At 42.1% G+C, this 18,305-nt stretch carries 19 protein-coding genes and 1 pseudogene; 15 read left to right on the forward strand and 5 right to left on the reverse strand.

Going from position 1 to position 18,305, the window contains the following annotated elements; all coding sequences use genetic code 11:
• Positions 1 to 51 precede the first annotated feature (51 nt).
• Complete coding sequence (locus K8O68_RS10450) at positions 52 to 507, forward strand: GNAT family N-acetyltransferase (RefSeq protein ID WP_230896831.1); 456 nt, start codon at positions 52 to 54, stop codon at positions 505 to 507.
• 168 nt (positions 508 to 675) lie between these two features.
• Positions 676 to 1,110 (forward strand): hypothetical protein, encoded by a 435-nt coding sequence (locus tag K8O68_RS10455; protein WP_230896832.1) that lies wholly within the window; start codon positions 676 to 678, stop codon positions 1,108 to 1,110.
• A 573-nt stretch (positions 1,111 to 1,683) separates the two neighbouring features.
• Here the strand turns inward: K8O68_RS10455 and K8O68_RS10460 are convergent.
• Together K8O68_RS10460 and K8O68_RS10465 are read right to left on the reverse strand one after the other, a co-directional pair.
• Positions 1,684 to 2,145 (reverse strand): VOC family protein, encoded by a 462-nt coding sequence (locus tag K8O68_RS10460; protein WP_230896977.1) that lies wholly within the window; start codon positions 2,143 to 2,145, stop codon positions 1,684 to 1,686.
• 452 nt (positions 2,146 to 2,597) lie between these two features.
• On the reverse strand, positions 2,598 to 3,257 hold the full coding sequence (locus tag K8O68_RS10465) for a hypothetical protein (RefSeq protein ID WP_230896833.1): 660 nt from the start codon (positions 3,255 to 3,257) through the stop codon (positions 2,598 to 2,600).
• A 217-nt stretch (positions 3,258 to 3,474) separates the two neighbouring features.
• On the opposite strand from K8O68_RS10465, the gene K8O68_RS10470 reads away from it, so the two are divergent.
• Both K8O68_RS10470 and K8O68_RS10475 read left to right on the forward strand, forming a co-directional pair.
• On the forward strand, positions 3,475 to 3,741 hold the full coding sequence (locus K8O68_RS10470; RefSeq protein ID WP_230896834.1) for a type II toxin-antitoxin system prevent-host-death family antitoxin: 267 nt from the start codon (positions 3,475 to 3,477) through the stop codon (positions 3,739 to 3,741).
• Positions 3,728 to 4,048, forward strand: coding sequence for a type II toxin-antitoxin system RelE/ParE family toxin (locus K8O68_RS10475; protein ID WP_230896835.1), 321 nt, complete (start codon positions 3,728 to 3,730; stop codon positions 4,046 to 4,048). The genes K8O68_RS10470 and K8O68_RS10475 overlap by 14 nt, the downstream gene beginning before the upstream one ends.
• A gap of 168 nt (positions 4,049 to 4,216) precedes the next feature.
• Here the strand turns inward: K8O68_RS10475 and K8O68_RS10480 are convergent, their stop codons facing one another.
• The gene (locus tag K8O68_RS10480) at positions 4,217 to 4,744 is read right to left on the reverse strand and encodes a hypothetical protein (RefSeq protein WP_230896836.1); all 528 of its coding nucleotides are present in this window, start codon (positions 4,742 to 4,744) and stop codon (positions 4,217 to 4,219) included.
• A 249-nt stretch (positions 4,745 to 4,993) separates the two neighbouring features.
• Here K8O68_RS10480 and K8O68_RS10485 point away from each other — a divergent pair, with 249 nt between their 5' ends.
• The 4 genes from K8O68_RS10485 to K8O68_RS10500 all read left to right on the forward strand — a co-directional run bounded on the left by K8O68_RS10485 (position 4,994) and on the right by K8O68_RS10500 (position 8,799).
• Entirely contained in the window at positions 4,994 to 6,937 is a 1,944-nt protein-coding gene (locus K8O68_RS10485) for a DUF2075 domain-containing protein (protein ID WP_230896837.1), read from the forward strand.
• A 143-nt stretch (positions 6,938 to 7,080) separates the two neighbouring features.
• The gene (locus tag K8O68_RS10490) at positions 7,081 to 7,320 is read left to right on the forward strand and encodes a hypothetical protein (RefSeq protein ID WP_230896838.1); all 240 of its coding nucleotides are present in this window, start codon (positions 7,081 to 7,083) and stop codon (positions 7,318 to 7,320) included.
• Positions 7,321 to 7,715: 395 nt separating this feature from the next.
• The gene (locus tag K8O68_RS10495; RefSeq protein ID WP_230896839.1) at positions 7,716 to 8,201 is read left to right on the forward strand and encodes a hypothetical protein; all 486 of its coding nucleotides are present in this window, start codon (positions 7,716 to 7,718) and stop codon (positions 8,199 to 8,201) included.
• 241 nt (positions 8,202 to 8,442) lie between these two features.
• On the forward strand, positions 8,443 to 8,799 hold the full coding sequence (locus tag K8O68_RS10500; RefSeq protein WP_230896840.1) for a hypothetical protein: 357 nt from the start codon (positions 8,443 to 8,445) through the stop codon (positions 8,797 to 8,799).
• Positions 8,800 to 9,006: 207 nt separating this feature from the next.
• Here the strand turns inward: K8O68_RS10500 and K8O68_RS10505 are convergent.
• Positions 9,007 to 9,147, reverse strand: a pseudogene (locus tag K8O68_RS10505) (tRNA-dihydrouridine synthase); the annotation flags it as partial.
• Positions 9,148 to 9,241: 94 nt separating this feature from the next.
• On the opposite strand from K8O68_RS10505, the gene K8O68_RS10510 reads away from it, so the two are divergent.
• Complete coding sequence (locus K8O68_RS10510) at positions 9,242 to 10,057, forward strand: MBL fold metallo-hydrolase (RefSeq protein ID WP_230896841.1); 816 nt, start codon at positions 9,242 to 9,244, stop codon at positions 10,055 to 10,057.
• Between the two features lie 181 nt (positions 10,058 to 10,238).
• On the opposite strand, the gene K8O68_RS10515 is transcribed toward K8O68_RS10510, so the two are convergent.
• Positions 10,239 to 10,736 (reverse strand): excalibur calcium-binding domain-containing protein, encoded by a 498-nt coding sequence (locus K8O68_RS10515; RefSeq protein ID WP_230896842.1) that lies wholly within the window; start codon positions 10,734 to 10,736, stop codon positions 10,239 to 10,241.
• A 483-nt stretch (positions 10,737 to 11,219) separates the two neighbouring features.
• On the opposite strand from K8O68_RS10515, the gene K8O68_RS10520 reads away from it, so the two are divergent.
• Genes K8O68_RS10520 through K8O68_RS10545 form a run of 6 tightly spaced genes read left to right on the forward strand, consistent with a single transcriptional unit; the run spans position 11,220 to position 18,301 of the window.
• A complete protein-coding gene (locus K8O68_RS10520) occupies positions 11,220 to 11,939 on the forward strand; it encodes a GntR family transcriptional regulator (RefSeq protein ID WP_230896843.1) in 720 nt (239 codons plus the stop codon).
• Positions 11,940 to 11,992: 53 nt separating this feature from the next.
• Complete coding sequence (xsc, locus tag K8O68_RS10525; protein WP_230896844.1) at positions 11,993 to 13,771, forward strand: sulfoacetaldehyde acetyltransferase; 1,779 nt, start codon at positions 11,993 to 11,995, stop codon at positions 13,769 to 13,771.
• Between the two features lie 13 nt (positions 13,772 to 13,784).
• A complete protein-coding gene (locus K8O68_RS10530; RefSeq protein ID WP_230896845.1) occupies positions 13,785 to 15,539 on the forward strand; it encodes a thiamine pyrophosphate-binding protein in 1,755 nt (584 codons plus the stop codon).
• On the forward strand, positions 15,536 to 16,471 hold the full coding sequence (locus K8O68_RS10535) for a bile acid:sodium symporter family protein (protein ID WP_230896846.1): 936 nt from the start codon (positions 15,536 to 15,538) through the stop codon (positions 16,469 to 16,471). Before K8O68_RS10530 ends, K8O68_RS10535 begins: the two co-directional genes overlap by 4 nt.
• Positions 16,468 to 17,490, forward strand: coding sequence for an SDR family oxidoreductase (locus K8O68_RS10540; RefSeq protein WP_230896847.1), 1,023 nt, complete (start codon positions 16,468 to 16,470; stop codon positions 17,488 to 17,490). The genes K8O68_RS10535 and K8O68_RS10540 overlap by 4 nt, the downstream gene beginning before the upstream one ends.
• A complete protein-coding gene (locus K8O68_RS10545) occupies positions 17,471 to 18,301 on the forward strand; it encodes an SDR family oxidoreductase (RefSeq protein ID WP_230896848.1) in 831 nt (276 codons plus the stop codon). The genes K8O68_RS10540 and K8O68_RS10545 overlap by 20 nt, the downstream gene beginning before the upstream one ends.
• The last annotated feature ends 4 nt before the right edge of the window (positions 18,302 to 18,305 follow it).

Consider the following 18,305-nt stretch of genomic DNA (forward strand, 5'->3'; position numbering starts at 1 on the left):
GTATAAGATCAGAAGGTAATCAACGGAAAGAAAAAGATTAGGAGTTTTAGTATGGAAAACCTGAGCATCATTCCCGTAGATTCGTCTAACTGGCGCAAGGTGGTTGCTTTAAGGCCGGATAAAAGCCAGGAAGCTTTTATTGAGAGCAATGACATGTCCCTTCTCGAGTCTGTTTTTGATACGGAACATAACTGGCAATGCTATGGCTTGTTTAGAAAAGACACGGCAGTCGGATTTATGATGATCGGAGCCGAAAATAAAACAGACCGTTATATCTGGCTCGACAGGTTCATGATTGACCGGAGTTGCCAGGGGGAGGGGCTAGGCGGTTCATTTTTAAAAGCAACGATTAAATATATTTCAGGTTATTTTGATGTAGACGAAATTGTGCTAAGCATCACCCGGGATAACAGCGGTGCGAAAAAGTTTTATGAAAAGCATGGGTTTAGCGATACAGGCTTAATAGATCCGGAATTTGACGAAGAGATTTTCACTTATAAGCTTTAGGAGAGAGGGGAAGGAGTTTTTTGAAAAGGTTTTAGAGGAATAAACGATGAGGCTTTAATTTAAAAACTGCATTCTGTCAGATATAGAAGGGCCGTATATATTATAGAAAGAAATTAGACTCCTGGCTTTGAAGATGTTGAAAACTTTTTGAGAAAAGAGTGGGATAATATGTCCAACCGGTTTTGGAAAATTTTCTTTATCGTATTAACTTTAATTGTACTTAACTCGATTTCTATGATGACATTTGAGAATATTAGCCATGTAACCTTGCTTGCCGGAATGATTGCCTTATTCCTTGGGCTTGGAGCCGCAGTATTTTATCTCTGGGATATGAGCAAGAAACCTTTTTACCGATTGTATATTATAAGTTATCTCCTCACTGGCCTGAGCGTTTTTGTTCCGGTCATAGGTGTTTATTCAGGAGAGGGATTCGTGGAATACGGATTTCCCGCACAGTGGCTAGCGATTCATGAGCCCTTCTCAAGAGTAAATTTTGCCGTATTAGGGCTTATTTTTAACTTCTTCTTTTTCTATTGGATCCTCCGGCTTGTGAGAAAATTTTGGTTGAAATTTCAGATAGGGGTAAACAAATCAGCTTATTAAAAAAGTGCAGCGGAGTTGATCCGTTAATTCTATTCATAAAAAAGTGCGCACTAAGTGGCGCTCTTTTTAAATAATCAGTCAATTTTAAATATATAAAACATTATAAATCCAAGAGCAGTTATTATGAAGTAGTAAGAAGACCCACCTAAAACAGTAACTATAAAAGGTCCCGTTATTATCATGATAAAACCTAAGATATTAAAAAAATAGCTTTACACTCACTATTTATCCCCTCCCCCAATTATAATTTTATAATATCACTAAGGGTGCCTAGAAAACTTGCAACTTTTCCTTAAAACAATCGTAAAGTACTGAGAGAATTTAAAGGGGGATTTTTAAATGAAAGCAAATTTACAAACTCTACAAGAGCAATTAAATGATAACGACAACAGATCATGAGCGATAATGTAGAACAGTTTATTGCTGAAATTAGACAAAAATTACTTAAATAACGAAGAATATGGCCTCTTTTTATCAGGTTCTTCAGAATAAATTTTGCTTCATCTGGTGCTATCCTGAAAAAAGGAAGTAAGAAACAACCAAACTCCCTTTTGTCCAGGCAGTTTCTAAACCCTACCTGTCTTCGTTCAACTTTTCCCACTCGCTTAAGTACATACGCTCCGTAAAGTTTTTTGGGTTAGGGAGTTTGCATATAAATTCAAGGCTGTTGCCGTCAGGATCGTTAAAATGGATTTTGGCATGGGCCACCCCGCTGTGAGCCATCACAAATGGCTCTGTTGGTTCAAATCCGAACGCTTCCCTCGGTTCATAACCTCTCTCATTCAGCCAGGACACTGAATTTTTCAGCCCTTCCAAAGAAACTTGAAAAGCGATGTGCCTTATGGAAGGGTGGTAGTCAAGCTCCACCTTATCCGTTTCCCATAACCCCAGCCAGCTTTTATCTTTTTCTGTCCAAAAGAAAGCCAGCTTTCCCTCATGGATATGGGAGAGTTCAAGCCCCAGGTTTTTGTAAAACTCAATTGAACGCTCTAAATTGCTGACCGGTAAATGCGCTTCATATAAACCTTGGATCATAGGTCGTTCCTCCTCGTCATTCTTAGGTTTCTTATATTGAATATAGACTAATGTAATTATATAAGAAATAAGAACACCAGTTAATACACCTAACACAACAAAAATAGAAAATGTACCTTCAGCCATTTGAAATAATATTATAAGACCGCCAGCGGTCATTGCGCCGTACACGCCTCTCCACTTTGACCGGTTGATTTTAGACATATCCATTATTTTTCCCCCTTACACGCATGATTGACTTCTGTAAACTAGGTCATTCGTCAAAGTTGATTCATTTCGTGATGTTGAACGAAGGCGGGGACACTTGGAGAATAAGCTAGTCTGGGAATCTATTTTGCAGCATCATAACCATGTAACACCAGCTTAAAGTAAGCTCGGTAAGCCTGGCGCGGCAGCAGAGCGCGGCCCCTGCTCCTGGTGGTCAAAACAAAGGGGACAGGGGCGTTCATCTTTTAAAGTTCTCTTCTGCCGGCATCTGAAGAAATGATGATATTCACCTCTATCATTTCAGTTACATTAAAAGGTTCTTTCACTGCAGATACATCAATTTCCTCTTCAATAGTAATGACCCGTTTTTCGTTTCCTTGAAGCACCACCTCATAAGGGGCATGTTGATTGAGAAGTACTAGTGATTCATTTTGAAAATCAAACCAGTACTCCTCATGAAATTTGATACTGAACAGGACAGCTTCACTGCTATGGTTTTGAAAATGTAGATTGCACCGCGCAAGGGATTTGGTTTCTGAGTAGTTTGTTACTTTACAGTTGCTCGCCCTGCTGTCATAAGCGACAGCATAAATGTCAGAAGCAAAGGTTTGCTGATAGGCATTAACGAGCCCTGAAGGAAGAAAGGTGAATATAAGAATTCCGGCGATGATCAGCCGAATGTGATACTTTTCAAATCCCTTTATAAGGAAATAGAAGCTAGCAGTTAAAACCATTAAGTTTACAACCCCGTATATAGACCATCCGTCTATATTAATCACAGTAATCATAAAGACAACCATTTCGCTTTGCCCGAACGGATAATCATGCGGGAAAGGGAAGTTCATAGCCATTGCTACTGCAAAGAGAACAAGGGCCATATAAAACTTTTTCTTATCTCTAATCATATAACCACACCTTTTCACCAAACCTTACACGCCATATTTTTTCTGATGCAAAGTTCCTGCTTAATTCCTATTCGCTAAATTTTTCCTGATTCCTTCCATTCTGTAATCACTGAATTTTTTCACAAACTCTTTCCAGGGGCTTAAAATAGTGATTATGTTGTAATTATGTGATGATTATGATCTAATTAAGTTATAATTATGAATTGGAGGGATTAACATGTCCCATATCAGACCTATGAAAGATTTGCGAAATACGACGGAAATTTCGGACCTTTGTCATAAAAGCGGAGAGCCAATCTACATTACGAAAAATGGATACGGCGACCTGGTAGTCATGAGTATCGAAGCATTTGAGAAAATGAAGGCAAAAATTGAGTTATATGAAAAATTAGCTGAAGCTGAAAAACAAGTGAAGAACCATGAAGAATTATTGGATGCAGAGACGGTCTTTGAGAGATTAAACAATAAATATGGAAAAAAATAATTTTAAAGTGAAAATGACAGCTATTGCTGAAGAGGATCTGGAGCATATTTATAATTACCTCACTCATGAACTTTATAACCAATCTGCTGCAATAAAGTTGATGAACAAAATTGAAAAGAATATTATAAGATTAAAACATTTGCCTTTTTCGTGTCCATTACCAGAAGATGAGTTTTTAAGAAAAAAAGGTTACCGGAAACTTATTATTGATAATTATATAGCTTTCTATTTAATCGACGACCTGGAACAAGAAGTTATTATTATGCGTGTATTATATGGAAAACAAAAGTTTCAGAGATTGCTTTAGCCCCGTAAAAACGCCAAGTACTAGTCACTTGGCGTTTTTCTCATCATTATGAAGTTCATTTGTTCTTAATCTCCCATATAAAAGACAGGATATTAATAAGGACATCGAGAAGATACTCCCTCTTGTGAGCTTAAAGAGGGAGCAAGTTAACTCAGCCAACCAGCGTTATTAGGATTCCTTTTTATCTAACTTTCCATTGATAAATGTAATTTTAGTGTTTTTAGTTATACTTTTTTGTGCGGCCGGTACAGTGGCAGAAGTAAAAGTGGGCAATGGATTACAAGGGGTGATTGAAAGGTCATTAGGCCTTAGTTCCCACCCGAAAAAAGCAGAAGAAATACCTTCCTCGCTCTCAAGACTGCCATTAACCCATGTTATAAGGAAGGGCTCCCCATTTTCATTTTCTATAAGTTGAAGAGTAAACATCCAGTTCTCAAATGTTATAACGTTAACATCTATTGGTATGGTTCCGTCACCTCTGCCGCAAACTTGTAAATATTTTCGTGAACCTATTTCAAAACATTCAGGTCGATTAATCTTTGTAGCATTAAATGAATGCCCGGAGGTCTGCCATGAAAAGTTGAAGGCACTTCCATTAAGTTTACAGTCCGGACATATATTAGCTGTTAGCGAATCTGTTTCTGATAAAAAGTTTGCCAACCCTGAGCATTCACATTTAAGTGGTCTTAAACCCATTTGTCCCATCCTTTCTATAAAATTGATACTCTTTACATCTTATGTACAATCATTTAAACAGACACTTAGGGTGGATAATAATAACCTTTATTGAGGAATTTAGACTGATGGGAGCTGATTTAGTTTAACAAGACAGCTTGGCGATAAAATACCCCAAGAGGAGGGGGGGGAATATGCTACAATTATTACTATAATATGTTAATCATAGTGGTGCATTTTAACTAATTTAAAGCGGAATGCGGTGAGAAAATGATTGTTTACGAAGCGACAAAGTCAGAGTTTTTAGATGATGTATTTAAAGATGAACTTGTTCAGCACATCTGTGATAATTACGAATCTAAAGTCGGAAGGATTAACCAGAGTGAAGTCCGTTCATGGGATAACTCTATGCAATATATGTTCAGGGTTTTATCAGACAAGGAAATTCCAGAAGATGCTGGCGTAGCCATAGAATTTAAAATCCCTTACACATCCAAACGGGTGGACATGCTGATATCAGGTTATGAAGAAGAACGGGGATCGGTTGTTGTTGTAGAACTGAAGCAATGGGAAAAAGTTGAGAAAATTGAAGGTAAAGAAGCCATTGTGAAAACAGCATTCCGGCACGGGTTAACAGAAACAACTCATCCGTCATATCAGGCTTGGTCCTATGCTGCTCTGATAGAAGACTATAATGAAAATGCTCAAAAAGAAGATTTGCAGCTTTATCCTTGTGCTTATTTGCATAACTATATTCACCAAAAAGAAGCTGATCCTTTAACAGATCCTATATACGAGTTTTATATTGATCAGGCTCCTGTCTTTTTAAAAGGAGATGCTCCTAAGCTTCGTAATTTTATTAAACGCTACATACATAAAGGCGACCAGAAGAAAAACCTTTATTCAATAGAGAAGGGAAGAATTCGTCCTTCCAAATCCCTTCAGGATGCTCTTAATAATATGCTTAAAGGCAACCGGGAGTTTGTGATGATCGACGACCAGAAAGTCGTTTATGAGTCAGCTCTCCAACTGGCTAATCAGGCTTTACGAACGAAAACTAAGGAAGTCTTAGTCATTGAAGGCGGGCCTGGAACAGGAAAATCTGTTTTAGCCATTAATCTTCTGGTTGAAATGACTAACCGTGGACTTGTAAGCCAGTATGTAACGAAAAATGCGGCACCGCGAAATATATATTCAGCAAAACTCAAACAGGATTTTAGAAAAGGTCATATTGATAATCTGTTTAAAGGGTCCGGTTCCTATATCAATGCGCCAAGGGATGAGTTTGATTGCCTGATTGTGGATGAAGCCCACCGTTTAAACGAAAAATCAGGCCTTTTTTCAAATCTAGGCGAAAACCAGACAAAGGAGATCATGGCTGCTTCTAAACTGTCGATATATTTTATTGACGAACGTCAACGTGTGACGTTAAAAGACTCAGGCAGCATCGATGCAATTAAGCGGTTTGCAGAAGCGGAAGGTGCTAACATCACGACCATGAAACTGGAATCCCAGTTCAGATGCAATGGGTCTGACGGTTACTTAGCATGGGTGGATGACGTCTTGCAGATCAGGGAAACGGCAAACACTCATCACATAGGTGCCTCCTATGATTTCAGAGTTTATTCGGATCCAAACGAATTAAAGAATGAAATTATAAAACTCAATGAAAGAAAGAATAAGGCCAGGATGGTGGCAGGCTACTGCTGGAATTGGGACAAAGAAGGCAAGGCCGACCCAAATTACTACGATATTGTGCTGGAAGAGTCAGGATTTGCTATGAGTTGGAACCTGGGAAACACAGATACTTGGGCGATCGATCCCGAGTCTGTCAACGAAATAGGCTGTATTCATACCTCGCAAGGACTAGAGTTTGATTATGTAGGCGTGATTATAGGAGAGGATTTAGTCTATCGGGATGGTGAAGTTATTACAGATTCAACAAAGCGGGCGAAAACTGATAACTCACTTCGAGGTCTTAAAAAGATGCAGAAAGAAGTTCCTAAAAAGGCAGCAAAGTTAGCAGATGAAATTATTAGGAACACATACAGGACATTGCTGACAAGAGGGCAGAAAGGCTGCTTTATATACTGCACGGATAAAGAGCTGGAGAAGTATTTCAGGGAGCGGTTAGAGAAAGTAACTTATGAATATGAAGAGAATGAGTTTTTTAGGCCTGTGATGGAGGTTGCTGAAGAATCGGAGAGGTATTAATAATGCTATTACTTGATGACTTGTAATAAAAAATATAAATAGAGTAGCTCAAGGGTCTAGGGATATTCATCTTTATAGTAATTAACTGAGAAAAGTGTATGTAGCACTACCATATTGATGAGCAAAGTAAGATTGATAATCGTTTGTTTAAAATAAATAAAAAAATAATAGGAAGAATAAGTGCCGAAACTTTAGTTAACTTTCCAGAAGAAGTACTACCAAAAATTCGACGGAAAATTCGAGAACATGAAAATGGCTCTAATGAATTTGAGTCGATATTTGAAAGAAATACAATTATTCCAAGCGAATATACGATTGTTTACGCTATTATTTATGAAGGAGAAAAAGAACTCCATAAAAGGATACCTTTTTTTCAAAATTGAATTTTGTGCATAATGTTAAAAGCCTAAAAAGGATGCAGTTTAACGTTCAAAAGTTTCATATAACAAAAGTATAATTTATCTTTATCCATTAAATAGGGCAAATTTCGCACTGACTACTTTATTATTTAATTTATGAAAATCTAGTGCCAGACCCCCGGTCCGGTGAATTACAATGCAAAAGGTGCCTGTCCCCCGACGCTTTAAAGCAATGAGGGGCAGGCACTAAATCATTTTACAGCATTTAAGAAGCCATCGTTTCATAACTTCGTTTCTTTCGCGGGGAGCTCCCTACTAGGCGCATCTGAAAATTAGTTGAATGTGCAAGTAAGTGTATTTTTTGTTAATCTTCACTAATGATATAATGAATTATTAAATCAGAATTATTTGGAGGAACTATGCTTACCTTTGATCAAAAACTTGCAATTATCGAGTCTTTCCCAGAATTAGAACGCCGCGATGTATCGCTAAATCGTGTTAATTTTCATTATGTGGGAGGCGAAAGTGATAAAAAAAATGTCGTATACCATTTGCATCCAAACGGAAATGGGTTTGTTTATGCTGCAGCACTTAAAGTGCCGAAAAAAGATCCTAAAGGGATGGTTAATATCCGTGATTTTTCAGAAGAAGAATTACGTTCGATCATTGAACGCTCAATTGACTCTCTGCAATCAAATGCAGTTAGTGAAGTAGAGGAAACTCTTCAAAATATTGATGAAATATGGATGGACAAAGAAGGGCATAAGCTTACTATTATTGTTGAAGCTGAAATGTGGAACGTCTATGCAGGTGAACAACTAGACGGAACGTTTCCATCGTATAATGAAGCGAAGCAATATTTACTTGAAGAAGGATTTAAGCCGAAGCGAAAGTTTGATAAATAAACAAATGAAAAGAATTTCCGAGTGCCTGTCCCCCAATGCTTTAATACATCGGGGTACAGGCACTAAAACTCTAGTTTTAAAGAAATTGAATTCCCTTTTATATTTACAGTTTTTTCTCTTTTTTGTCGAAATAATACAGATAACAGAAGTCAACGGGAGAATTATAGATCTAGTTCGTATAACATTTAGAAAGGAAAGATTGATTAGATTTAAGTCTGAAATTCAAAAGAATCTCCCTGAAATGAAAAAGAAAGAACTATTTTTTCACTTACTTGAAGTAGAGGATATTATTCAAGCTATAAACACTGAGATACATAATAAATTCAAGGCCAATCCTGCACTTCTTTTAAAGAAGGAATTATCAAAATGGAATGCTATTCATCAGGGAATAGTAAGTACAATGGATAATCTTGATTATGAAGAATTGCTTATAAGTTATAACGATCCAAACTACAAAAGTGACTATTTCGAAGGAATTAATTTAATTATTGAAACCTTAAACAAACATAAAAATGAAGGAGATATTAATAAACTGCATTTATATATTAAGGAAATTACTAATAAGAGTATGACTCAGATTAAAAGAGATTTCTTATAGAGCGTGCACTTTTCAAATGATGCCACCTTATACGTTATGTTGAAAAGCCGTCCTTGAGTATTTTAGCTCAAGTCCGGCTTTCGTAAATGAATTGTCTGAAGCCGAGAAAGAACCAACGTGGAAAAAGTTTTTAAAACACTTCCACGATGTACTAATATATGTGCTATTGGTGGCGGCAGGCGTGACAGCTATTTTGGACATAAAATGTGAATATTTATCGTGGAGATCCAGGTGCAGCCTTAAAAGATCAAGCAATTCCTTACTGCTGTGATCTTTCTTTTCTTTTTCAAAGGCAAATGGATTACTGAAAATACCTCGTCCAATCATAACTCCATCCACACCATATTTGCGCCAAATATCAAAAATCTCAAAATATAATTGAATGAACGATCATTCATTCTGTGGTATTATTGTAAAAAGTAACTTCCACGGGGGAGAGGCTATGTTATTGAAAAAGAGTTTTGCTGAGGATACGATAAATGGGGTTCAGATAGGTGGCGGCACTGTAGCTTTTCAAAATGTAAAGCTTAATGTCTACAGCTTCTACACCGATGGTATTTTAATTGATACAGGCGCTAACTCATTGCAGCATTTGTTCAGGCCTTTTTTTAATAAACTTGATATAAAGAAAGTTCTTATCACGCACTATCATGAAGATCATACAGGGTGCGCAGCGTATTTACAGAATGACTATCAGCTGCCTGTCTATATGGACAGGATGATGATCCCTTACTGCGAAACAAAGGCGGATTATCCGCTCTACAGGAAACTGTTCTGGGGAAAACGGAAGCCCTTCCGTGCGGAGCCGGCTAATGAGACGTTTCATTCAGACAATGCTGTATGGCGTGCTGTTAAAACGCCTGGTCATGCAGCCGATCATCTTGCCTATCTAAACCAGGAAACAGGTCAGCTTTTTACAGGAGACCTTTATTGTCAGACGAAGACAAAAGTCGTTCTTAAGGAAGAGAGCATGCCGGTGATGATAGACTCGCTGGAAAAGATTTTGACGTATGATTTTGAAGAAGTGTTTTGCAGCCATGCGGGCTGGCTTGGTAATGGCCGCACTGCTTTAAAAGAAAAGCTGGATTATTTACTGAATCTTCAAGGGAATATATTAAACCTTCATGAAAAAGGGATGAAGGCAGATCAAATTAAGTCTGAACTGTTTCCTAAAAAATATCCGATTACGCTTTTTTCTTTCGGAGAATGGGATTCGATCCACATTGTTAATTCCATCATTGGAAATAAGAATGGATAAAAGGATGTTTGAATGCCTAATCCGTCTGTAGGAATGCTCATAGTGACTGCCCTGGGAAAAAGTCTAACTATTCATTATAAAATAGTATGAGGAAATGAAAAGACGTATTGAATAGTTTCTATTCAATACGTCTTTTAAAAGTGTTAAAGATTTTAAGAGCTCATTCTTACTATAATGACAATTAAGCTTGAGCAACTTTGCGGCGGATAAGTATGAAAGCACTAGCGCCTGCAGTTAATAGACTAAGTAAAATCATCGTAGGATATGAAGTAGCCGTCGCAGGAAGAGCATCTCCTTCATCTGAGCTTTCTTCTGAACCAGCCGCTGATTCATCGGCGCTTTCATCATCAGCCTCTTCTTCAGTGGCTTCCTCTTCGGTAGCTTCTTCCTCTGTAGCTTCCTCTTCTGATGACGCTTGCTCAGCTTCATAGGCTAAGAATTCACTTTCCATGCCTGAGGTTAAGCTCTCACAAGGGACACCGTCACTGTCTCCGTCCAATCGTTCAGGGTCATTTTCAGAGTGGTAGCCGTGAGAAGTCCAAAACTCATAAACTTCTTCACCCGTATCAAAATTGCTGCAGTTGATCGTTCCTTCCTCATGGTCAGCCGATACAGCGGCCATGCCTCCTAAACTAACAAATGCTACACTAGTGATTCCTATTATCCATTTCTTAATCATGCCCTCATCTCTCCTTTTTATGAAATATTTACCAATTATAGAGTTTAGTATTACATAAAATACTCTTTAATTCAATTAAATTCACCGAAAAATTTGAAAATTTTGTTTAATTTACTAGAAGAAAGATTAGGAGTTTATTAGATGAGCAGGATTTTAACTATTATAAAGGGTATACCTTTAAATTAGGGAGACGCCCCAAGCTTACCTGTCAAACTATAAAAATTAAATGTGTGAGGGGTATCATAGTTTTACAAGTAAAGCCCTCGGGTAAGCCCCCGCCAAAAGTGAACCGATAGCTAAAATATAGTCTTATCGATTTGACCATTAATTACATGACAGCAACCAGGACGGTTTACGAGCCGTTCCTTAATTTCTGTTTATAATTTTCCGAAAATTACAAAAATTATATTGACATGCTTGAAGTTCATATGGAATAATATGTCTTAACTGGTACGGATGTCCTGATAAGATGAGAGGTGTTGTATGAAATTACATCCATCAAATCCACTGCCCCTCCATGTCCAGCTGAGAAATTTCATAGAGAAACGAATTAAAATTGGTGATTATCAAGAGAAAATTCCGAGTGAAAGGGAGCTGATGGATCAATTCGAAGTAAGCAGGGCAACCGTTCGGGAAGCTGTCTCCAATCTGGTGAATGACGGCATCCTTGAAAAGGTCCACGGAAAAGGGACCTTCATCAAACAAGCTCCTCCTGTACAAGATTGGATTAATCGGATAAACAGCTTTACGGAAACAATCCGGGAAACGGGTCGCATTCCCGGGGCGAAACTATTAACAAATGAAGTCATCAACGCAAAAGAAAAGCCATTGACTGTTTTTCAGGAGAAACGCCTTTATTTTATTGAAAGACTCCGGTATGCCTCAAACCAGCCCATTGCTATTGAACAGCATTATTATCCGCCAATAATAGGACAGCAACTGCAGGTGTTTGATTTAAATGAGGCTGTTATTTATGACCTGCTGGAAAACGAGTTAGGGATTCAATTTTACGAAACAGATGAACTCATCACATGTATGTCTGCTTCCCCGAAGGAAGCCTTGCTGCTCGAGGTCGCTGAGGGCACCAGCTTACTGGTGATGGAAAGAGTACTCTACGATCAGCTCGGGAACAGAATCGAATTTTTGACCAGCGTGTACCGGCCTGATTTGTTCACCTTCAGAATTCGCAGACACAGGTTTTAGCCGCAAAATCCATGACTTCCAAATTTGACGATTGAAAGGACTGTGATGTCACGATGAAACCGGAAACGCCAACAGAACAGAGGACCTCAGCCGCCGGAAAAAAGCTGAAAATGACGCCCAGTGAAGCCATTGTGGAAACCTTATTAGCGGAAGGTATTGACCATGTGACGGGCATTCTGGGTTCCGCTTTCATGGATATGCTGGATTTGTTTCCCGCAGCGGGAATCCGATTTATTCCTGTACGTCATGAACAAAGTGCGGCCCATATGGAGGATGCCTATACCCGCATCACAGGAAAAGCAGGCGTTGTCATTGGCCAGAACGGACCGGGGATCACCAATATGGTAACCTCAGTCGCAGCGGCGAATATGGCCCATACACCAATGATCGTCATTTCCCCTTCGGCAGGGACGAAAACGATTGGCTGGGACGGATTCCAGGAATGTGACCAGGTTTCCGTATTCGAAAGTATTACGAAGGAGACAGTCAAGGTGCCCCATCCGGAACGAACAGCCGACTGCCTGCGGACAGCCTTCCGGATTTCATATGCCGAGCGGGGCCCTGTTTTATATGATATTCCCCGGGACTATTTTTACGGAGAGCTGGAAGATTACATACTCAAACCGCACCAGTATCGTGTGGACCAGCGTGGCTATGGCTCTTCAGAACAGATTGACAAGGCAGTCGAGTTATTGAAGGCCGCTGAAAATCCCGTCATCATCTCTGGAAGAGGGGTGGTTGATGCCGAAGCAATCCCGGCTGTAAAGGAATTGGCTGAATTTTTAACTGCGCCGGTTGCTGTTTCGTATATGCACAATGATGCCTTCCCGGCAGATCACCAGTTAGCCGTTGGTCCGATCGGCTACATGGGGGCGAAATCGGCCATGCACGCCCTGAAGGAAGCAGATGTCGTCTTAGCTATTGGAACACGGTTATCGGTGTTTGGAACCTTACCGAGTTACGAAATTGATTATTTTCCCAAGGCCGCAAAAATCATTCAAGTGGATATTAACCCGAGGCATATTGGCAGAACCCATCCTGTGGAAGCTGGCATCATAGGCGATGCGAAAGCCACCGCAGCAGAAATTATCGCCAGACTTAAAAAGCAGACAGGAAACGCCGCCAAATCCAATTCGGCCCGTCTCAAACATATTTCGAAACTTAAAGCCAGCTGGGCCTGGGAATTGTCAGAGCTCGCCATGGCGCCTGGTGAGCCGATAAACCCAAGGCGAGCACTCTATGAAATTGTTAAACTGTTGACGCCGGATACGGTGGTGACCTCGGATATTGGAAATGTGTCGTCAACCTCCAATGCTTACTTAACATTTACAAAGCCGCGAAAACACTTAGCAGCCTTAACGTTTGGCAACTGCGGATTTGCCTATCCGGCAGCGCTGGGGGCCAAGCTTGCAAACCCTGACCACCCAGTCGTTGCCATCGTAGGAGACGGGGCGTGGGGCATGAGCCTGCATGAAGTTAGCACAGCCGTGGAACAGAAGCTGCCTGTCGTCGCTTGTGTCTTCAATAACGGGGCTTGGTGTGCAGAGAAGAAAAATCAGGTCGATTTCTATAATAACCGGTTTGTAGGCACAGACATTGAAGGGCCGAGCTTTGCGGACGTCGCTGTGTCCATGGGGGCAAAGGGAGCCCGTATAGATAATCCCGAACAGTTACAAACCGAGTTTATGAAAGCGCTTCATTCTGATAAGCCAACCGTTCTCGACATTATGGTAGACGGTTCCCAGCTGGCCCCGCCGTTCCGGAAAGATGCCTTAAAGCTGCCGACGAGACTGTTAGAAAAGTACGCCCATTTAGACCATAAAAACTGGTAGAGGAGAGGGTCCAATGCCCGAAATGAGTGGTGGAGAAATCATTGCACGCATGCTCGGCAAGGAAAAGGTAGAGAAAGTATTTGGAATCATAGATGGAACCTATTTTGGCTTTTATTCCAGTCTTGAAAAAAACGGAATAGACCTTATCACACCGCGGCACGAAACGAGTGCTGCCCACATGGCAGGAGCCTATGCGAGAGTGACCGGAAAGGTAGGGGTGTGCATGGCCAGTAACGGGCCGGGAGTCGCCAATATTCTTCCGGGGCTGGTCGTGGAAGAGGCGGAAGGAAACCGGGTATTAGTTATTACCAGTGCGCGGCGGACGGGAATTATGTACCCAGACCGGGGCGGGACGTATCAATGCTTTGACCAGACGGGAGTCATTTCCAAACTGGCGAAATGGAGTGCCGCCGTTCCTTCCTTTGAGCGGATCCCTGAGATGATGCGCAAGGCGTTAAGGAAGTGCTATGAAGGCAGGCCGGGAGTTGTGCACCTCGATATTCCAGAGAATTTAATCAATTCTAAAATGAAGACGGAGGCTGCCTTCTGGGATCCCCATCAGTACCGGCTGGTAGATCCGGTGAGTCCTTCGGATGAGCAGCTGAACAACGTGGTTAATATGCTCCTTGAGGCAGAGACGCCAATGATTCATGCCGGGAGCGGTGTCATCCACGCCCAAGCTTATGAGGAACTGGAACTGGTCGCTGACCTTCTTTCCACGCCAGTGACTACAAGCTGGGCGGCAAGGGGCGTCATGAATGAAAATAGTGACCTAACGGTGCCGATGGTTCATATTGAACTGAACAATAAAGTGAGGAACGAAGCCGATGTGGTGCTCGTGCTCGGTTCCCGGCTGGGAGAAACAGACTGGTGGGGGAAGGCGCCGTACTGGCGGCACCCATCAAAGCAAAAAATGATTCAGGTGGATATCGATCCGGCAATTATGGGGGCGAATAAGCCGGCAGACATCACGGTACAGGCTGACATTAAGGTATTTTTAACACAGCTTTATAAAAAGCTGTTTGAGCGCAGAAACGCTATTCCTGTAGAGTTCAGACAGGAAAAGCTGAAAGGCTACACGGAGGAAAAGCGGGCGCACCGGCAAAAGCTGGATCAGGAGCTCGAGGACCTTTCTGCGCCGATGAACTCTTCTCATGTGGCTAATACGTGCCAGAAGCTGTTTCCGGAGGAGTCGGTTGTGGTAGTCGATGGCGGGAATGCCGCTATCTGGGCGAACTTCTACTATAAGTTTGTAAAGCCGGGGAAAGTGCTTTCCACGTATAAGTTCGGCATGCTGGGTGCGGGTGTGGCTCAGGCGCTCGGAGCAGCAGTGGCTAACCCTGATTACCCGGTCTGCTGCATTATCGGTGATGGCGCCATGGGTTTTCAGCCGCAGGAAATAGAGACGGCGGTACGTAACAACTTAAAAATCGTTTATTTAGTTGTCTGTGATAAGCAGTGGGGAATGGTGAAAATGAATCAGCAATTCGCCTTAAAGCCGCTTAAGACGCTGGTGAAAAAATCATTATCCCGCGAAGAAACGATCAATGCAGACTTAGAAGAAATTGAGTTTGATAAATTAGCAGAAAGTATGGGCGCCCATGGGGAGCGGGTAAGCGACCCTATGGAGCTGGAAGAAGCGATTCAGCGGTCCATGGATAGCGGGAAGTGCGCGGTTATTCATGTTGATGTGAACCCCGTCAAACATATGTGGGCGCCGGGCTTGAAGTATTTTAAAGATATGCATGCGGAGCCGAAGGGGAAATGATGGATATTGATTACGTCTTACTTAATTTCAATCCCGCTTCCTTAATGGTGTTAAATATTTTTATCGGGTTTGTTATGTTTGGCGTCGCCTTGGATTTGAAGATAGAGGATTTTAAAAATGCCTTTACTACACCGAAACCTATGCTAATCGGCTTGTTTGCCCAGTTTTTCCTGCTGCCGGCGTTCACGTTTTTGCTGGTGCTGATGATTCAGCCGCGAGCGAGCATTGCCCTGGGACTGCTGCTCATTGCGGCTTGTCCAGGGGGCAACCTCTCCAACTTCATGACTCATTTAGCGAAAGGAAACACCGCTCTTTCCATTAATATGTCTGCCATCGCTACCGTTGCTGCGATTGTCATGACTCCGTTGAATGTAATGTTTTGGGGGTCACTGCTTCCGGAAACGAGTGCGATCTTAAGAAGTTTTACGATTAATCCCTTGGATATGCTACTATTAATCATCCTGATCCTCGGCTTGCCGCTCGTATGCGGGATGTACGTAAAGTACCGGAAGCCGGAGTTTGCGGCGAAGGCTTCGCAGCCGATGAAATACTTTTCCATCACTGTTTTCATTGGATTTGTAGTCGTAGCCCTGATCAGCAACTGGCCATATTTCCTGGAATTCGTCGGGCTTGTGATCCTGGCGGTATTTTTGCACAATCTGGTCGCTCTTTTAAGCGGATATTTCTTTGCGAGACTCTTTAAGCTGAGGGAGCCATCGCGGCGGGCGATTGCGATTGAAGTGGGTATTCAAAATTCCGCTTTAGGCCTCGTATTAATCTTTAACTTTTTCGAGGGTCTCGGAGGTATGGCAGTGGTAGCAGCCTGGTGGGGGGTCTGGCACATTATTTCCGGCTTGACGATCGCCTTTTTCTGGTCTAGGCGGCCTCCGGAAACCCACGATTTTGCGGTGAACGGAGGACTGAAGATATGACCATTTCCGGGAAAAAAATATTGGTAACCGGTGCCACAGGCTATGTAGGCAGCCTTCTGCTGAAGCGCCTTGAGAAGGAATCCGGGGAAGCGGTTATCGTGGCGTTGGATATAAAAACAGTCCCGCCCAGCCGCAGGGCAGCGGGGATTATTTATGAAACCGGAGACGTGCGCTCTGAAGCGGTGGGAGAGATGGTCAGGAAATACGAGGTGGATACGGTCGTCCATTTAGCCTCAATCGTCACTCCAGGAAAAAACAGCAACAGGGAACTGGAATATTCCGTTGATGTACAGGGGACGAAAAACGTTCTCGACGCCTGCGCGGCGCACGGGGTGTCTCAAATTGTAGTAACTTCGAGCGGCGCGGCCTACGGCTATCACCCGGATCACCCCGAATGGCTAACCGAAGAGGAAGCGATCCGTGGAAACGAAGAGTTTGCTTATTCCTATCATAAGCGGCTGGTTGAGGAGATGCTGGGGGAATACCGTAAGACACATCCTGGGCTGAAGCAGGTTATCTTCCGAATCGGAACGATCTTAGGAGCTTCAGTCAAAAATCAGATTACAGATTTATTTGAGAAAAAGGTGTTAATAGGGATCAAAGGCTCTGACAGTCCTTTCGTGTTTATCTGGGATGAAGACGTGGCCGAAGCGCTGTGTCAGGCCGTTGCTTTGGAGAAAGAAGGGATTTATAACCTGGCGGGCACCGGAAAGCTGACAATTCAGCAGCTGGGAAGGCTGTTGAACAAGCGGGTCGTCTACCTTCCCCCAACATTTTTAAAGTATGCACTCGTAATTTTAAAAAAGCTGCGCCTGACACAATACGGCCCGGAGCAAATAAACTTTTTACGCTACAGACCTGTTTTGGATAACCGGAAGCTGAAAGAAGAATTTAGCTTCATCCCAACCTATACATCGGAAGACGTTTTTCAGCTGTATTTACATGGAAGAGGAGATGGGCCAAATAAAATACGTACACAAGAGAAGCAGGTGAAGAGTCATGTCAAGATGGGAAGGTAAATCTGTGCTCATTACAGGTGCGGCAGGGGGACTAGGCAGGGCCCTGTGTCTGTTCTTTGGCAAGAGGGGAGCTCACATCCATGCGGTGGACATTCAGGAGTCTTCCCTCTTTTCTTTAAAAAAAGAGTTAGAAGCAGTTGCCATCTTAGTTTCCATCTATCCATGTGATATTGGTAACAACGAGGAAGTGGAAGCCGTTGTTCGGGAGATGGAGTCGAATCACCCTGTGCTGGACGTTGTGATTCATAATGCGGGAATCTCCCATCGCTGTGAGTTCCAAGGGATGAGTCCGAAGGTGGCCGAAAGAATCATGAACGTGAATGTGAATGGGGCCATTTACATGACGCATCATACGCTGCCGATGGTTGTCCGTAGTAAAGGGACGTATGTCGCCATCTCCAGTGTGGCAGGGTTTTCACCGCTATTAGGCAGAACTATTTACGCAGCGAGCAAGCACGCCCTGCATGGCTTTTTCGATACGCTTCGAGCTGAACTGGAAGATGAGGGAGTCAATGTGCTGATGGTCTGCCCGTCTTTTATTAAGACAGGGTTAGAGAAGACAGCTATGCAGGGGGACGGAAAGCCGGTGCAGCACGAAAAGCAATTTGTGGGCAACGTATTAAGTCCAGAGTATGTAGCGGAATGCATTTATAAAGGAGTCGCAGCAAGGAAAAAACGGCTTTACATCAGTCCGGTCGCCAAGCTGTCGCTGTGGCTCAGCCGCCTGTCGCCAAGCCTGTATACGAGAGTGATGAAACGGAAAATGAGGCTGGAGATAGAATCGGCAAGGAAGGGAAGCAGGTATATATAATATA

The sequence above is a fragment of the Salipaludibacillus sp. CUR1 genome, assembly GCF_021028955.1.
Lineage (GTDB): Bacteria > Bacillota > Bacilli > Bacillales > Salisediminibacteriaceae > Salipaludibacillus.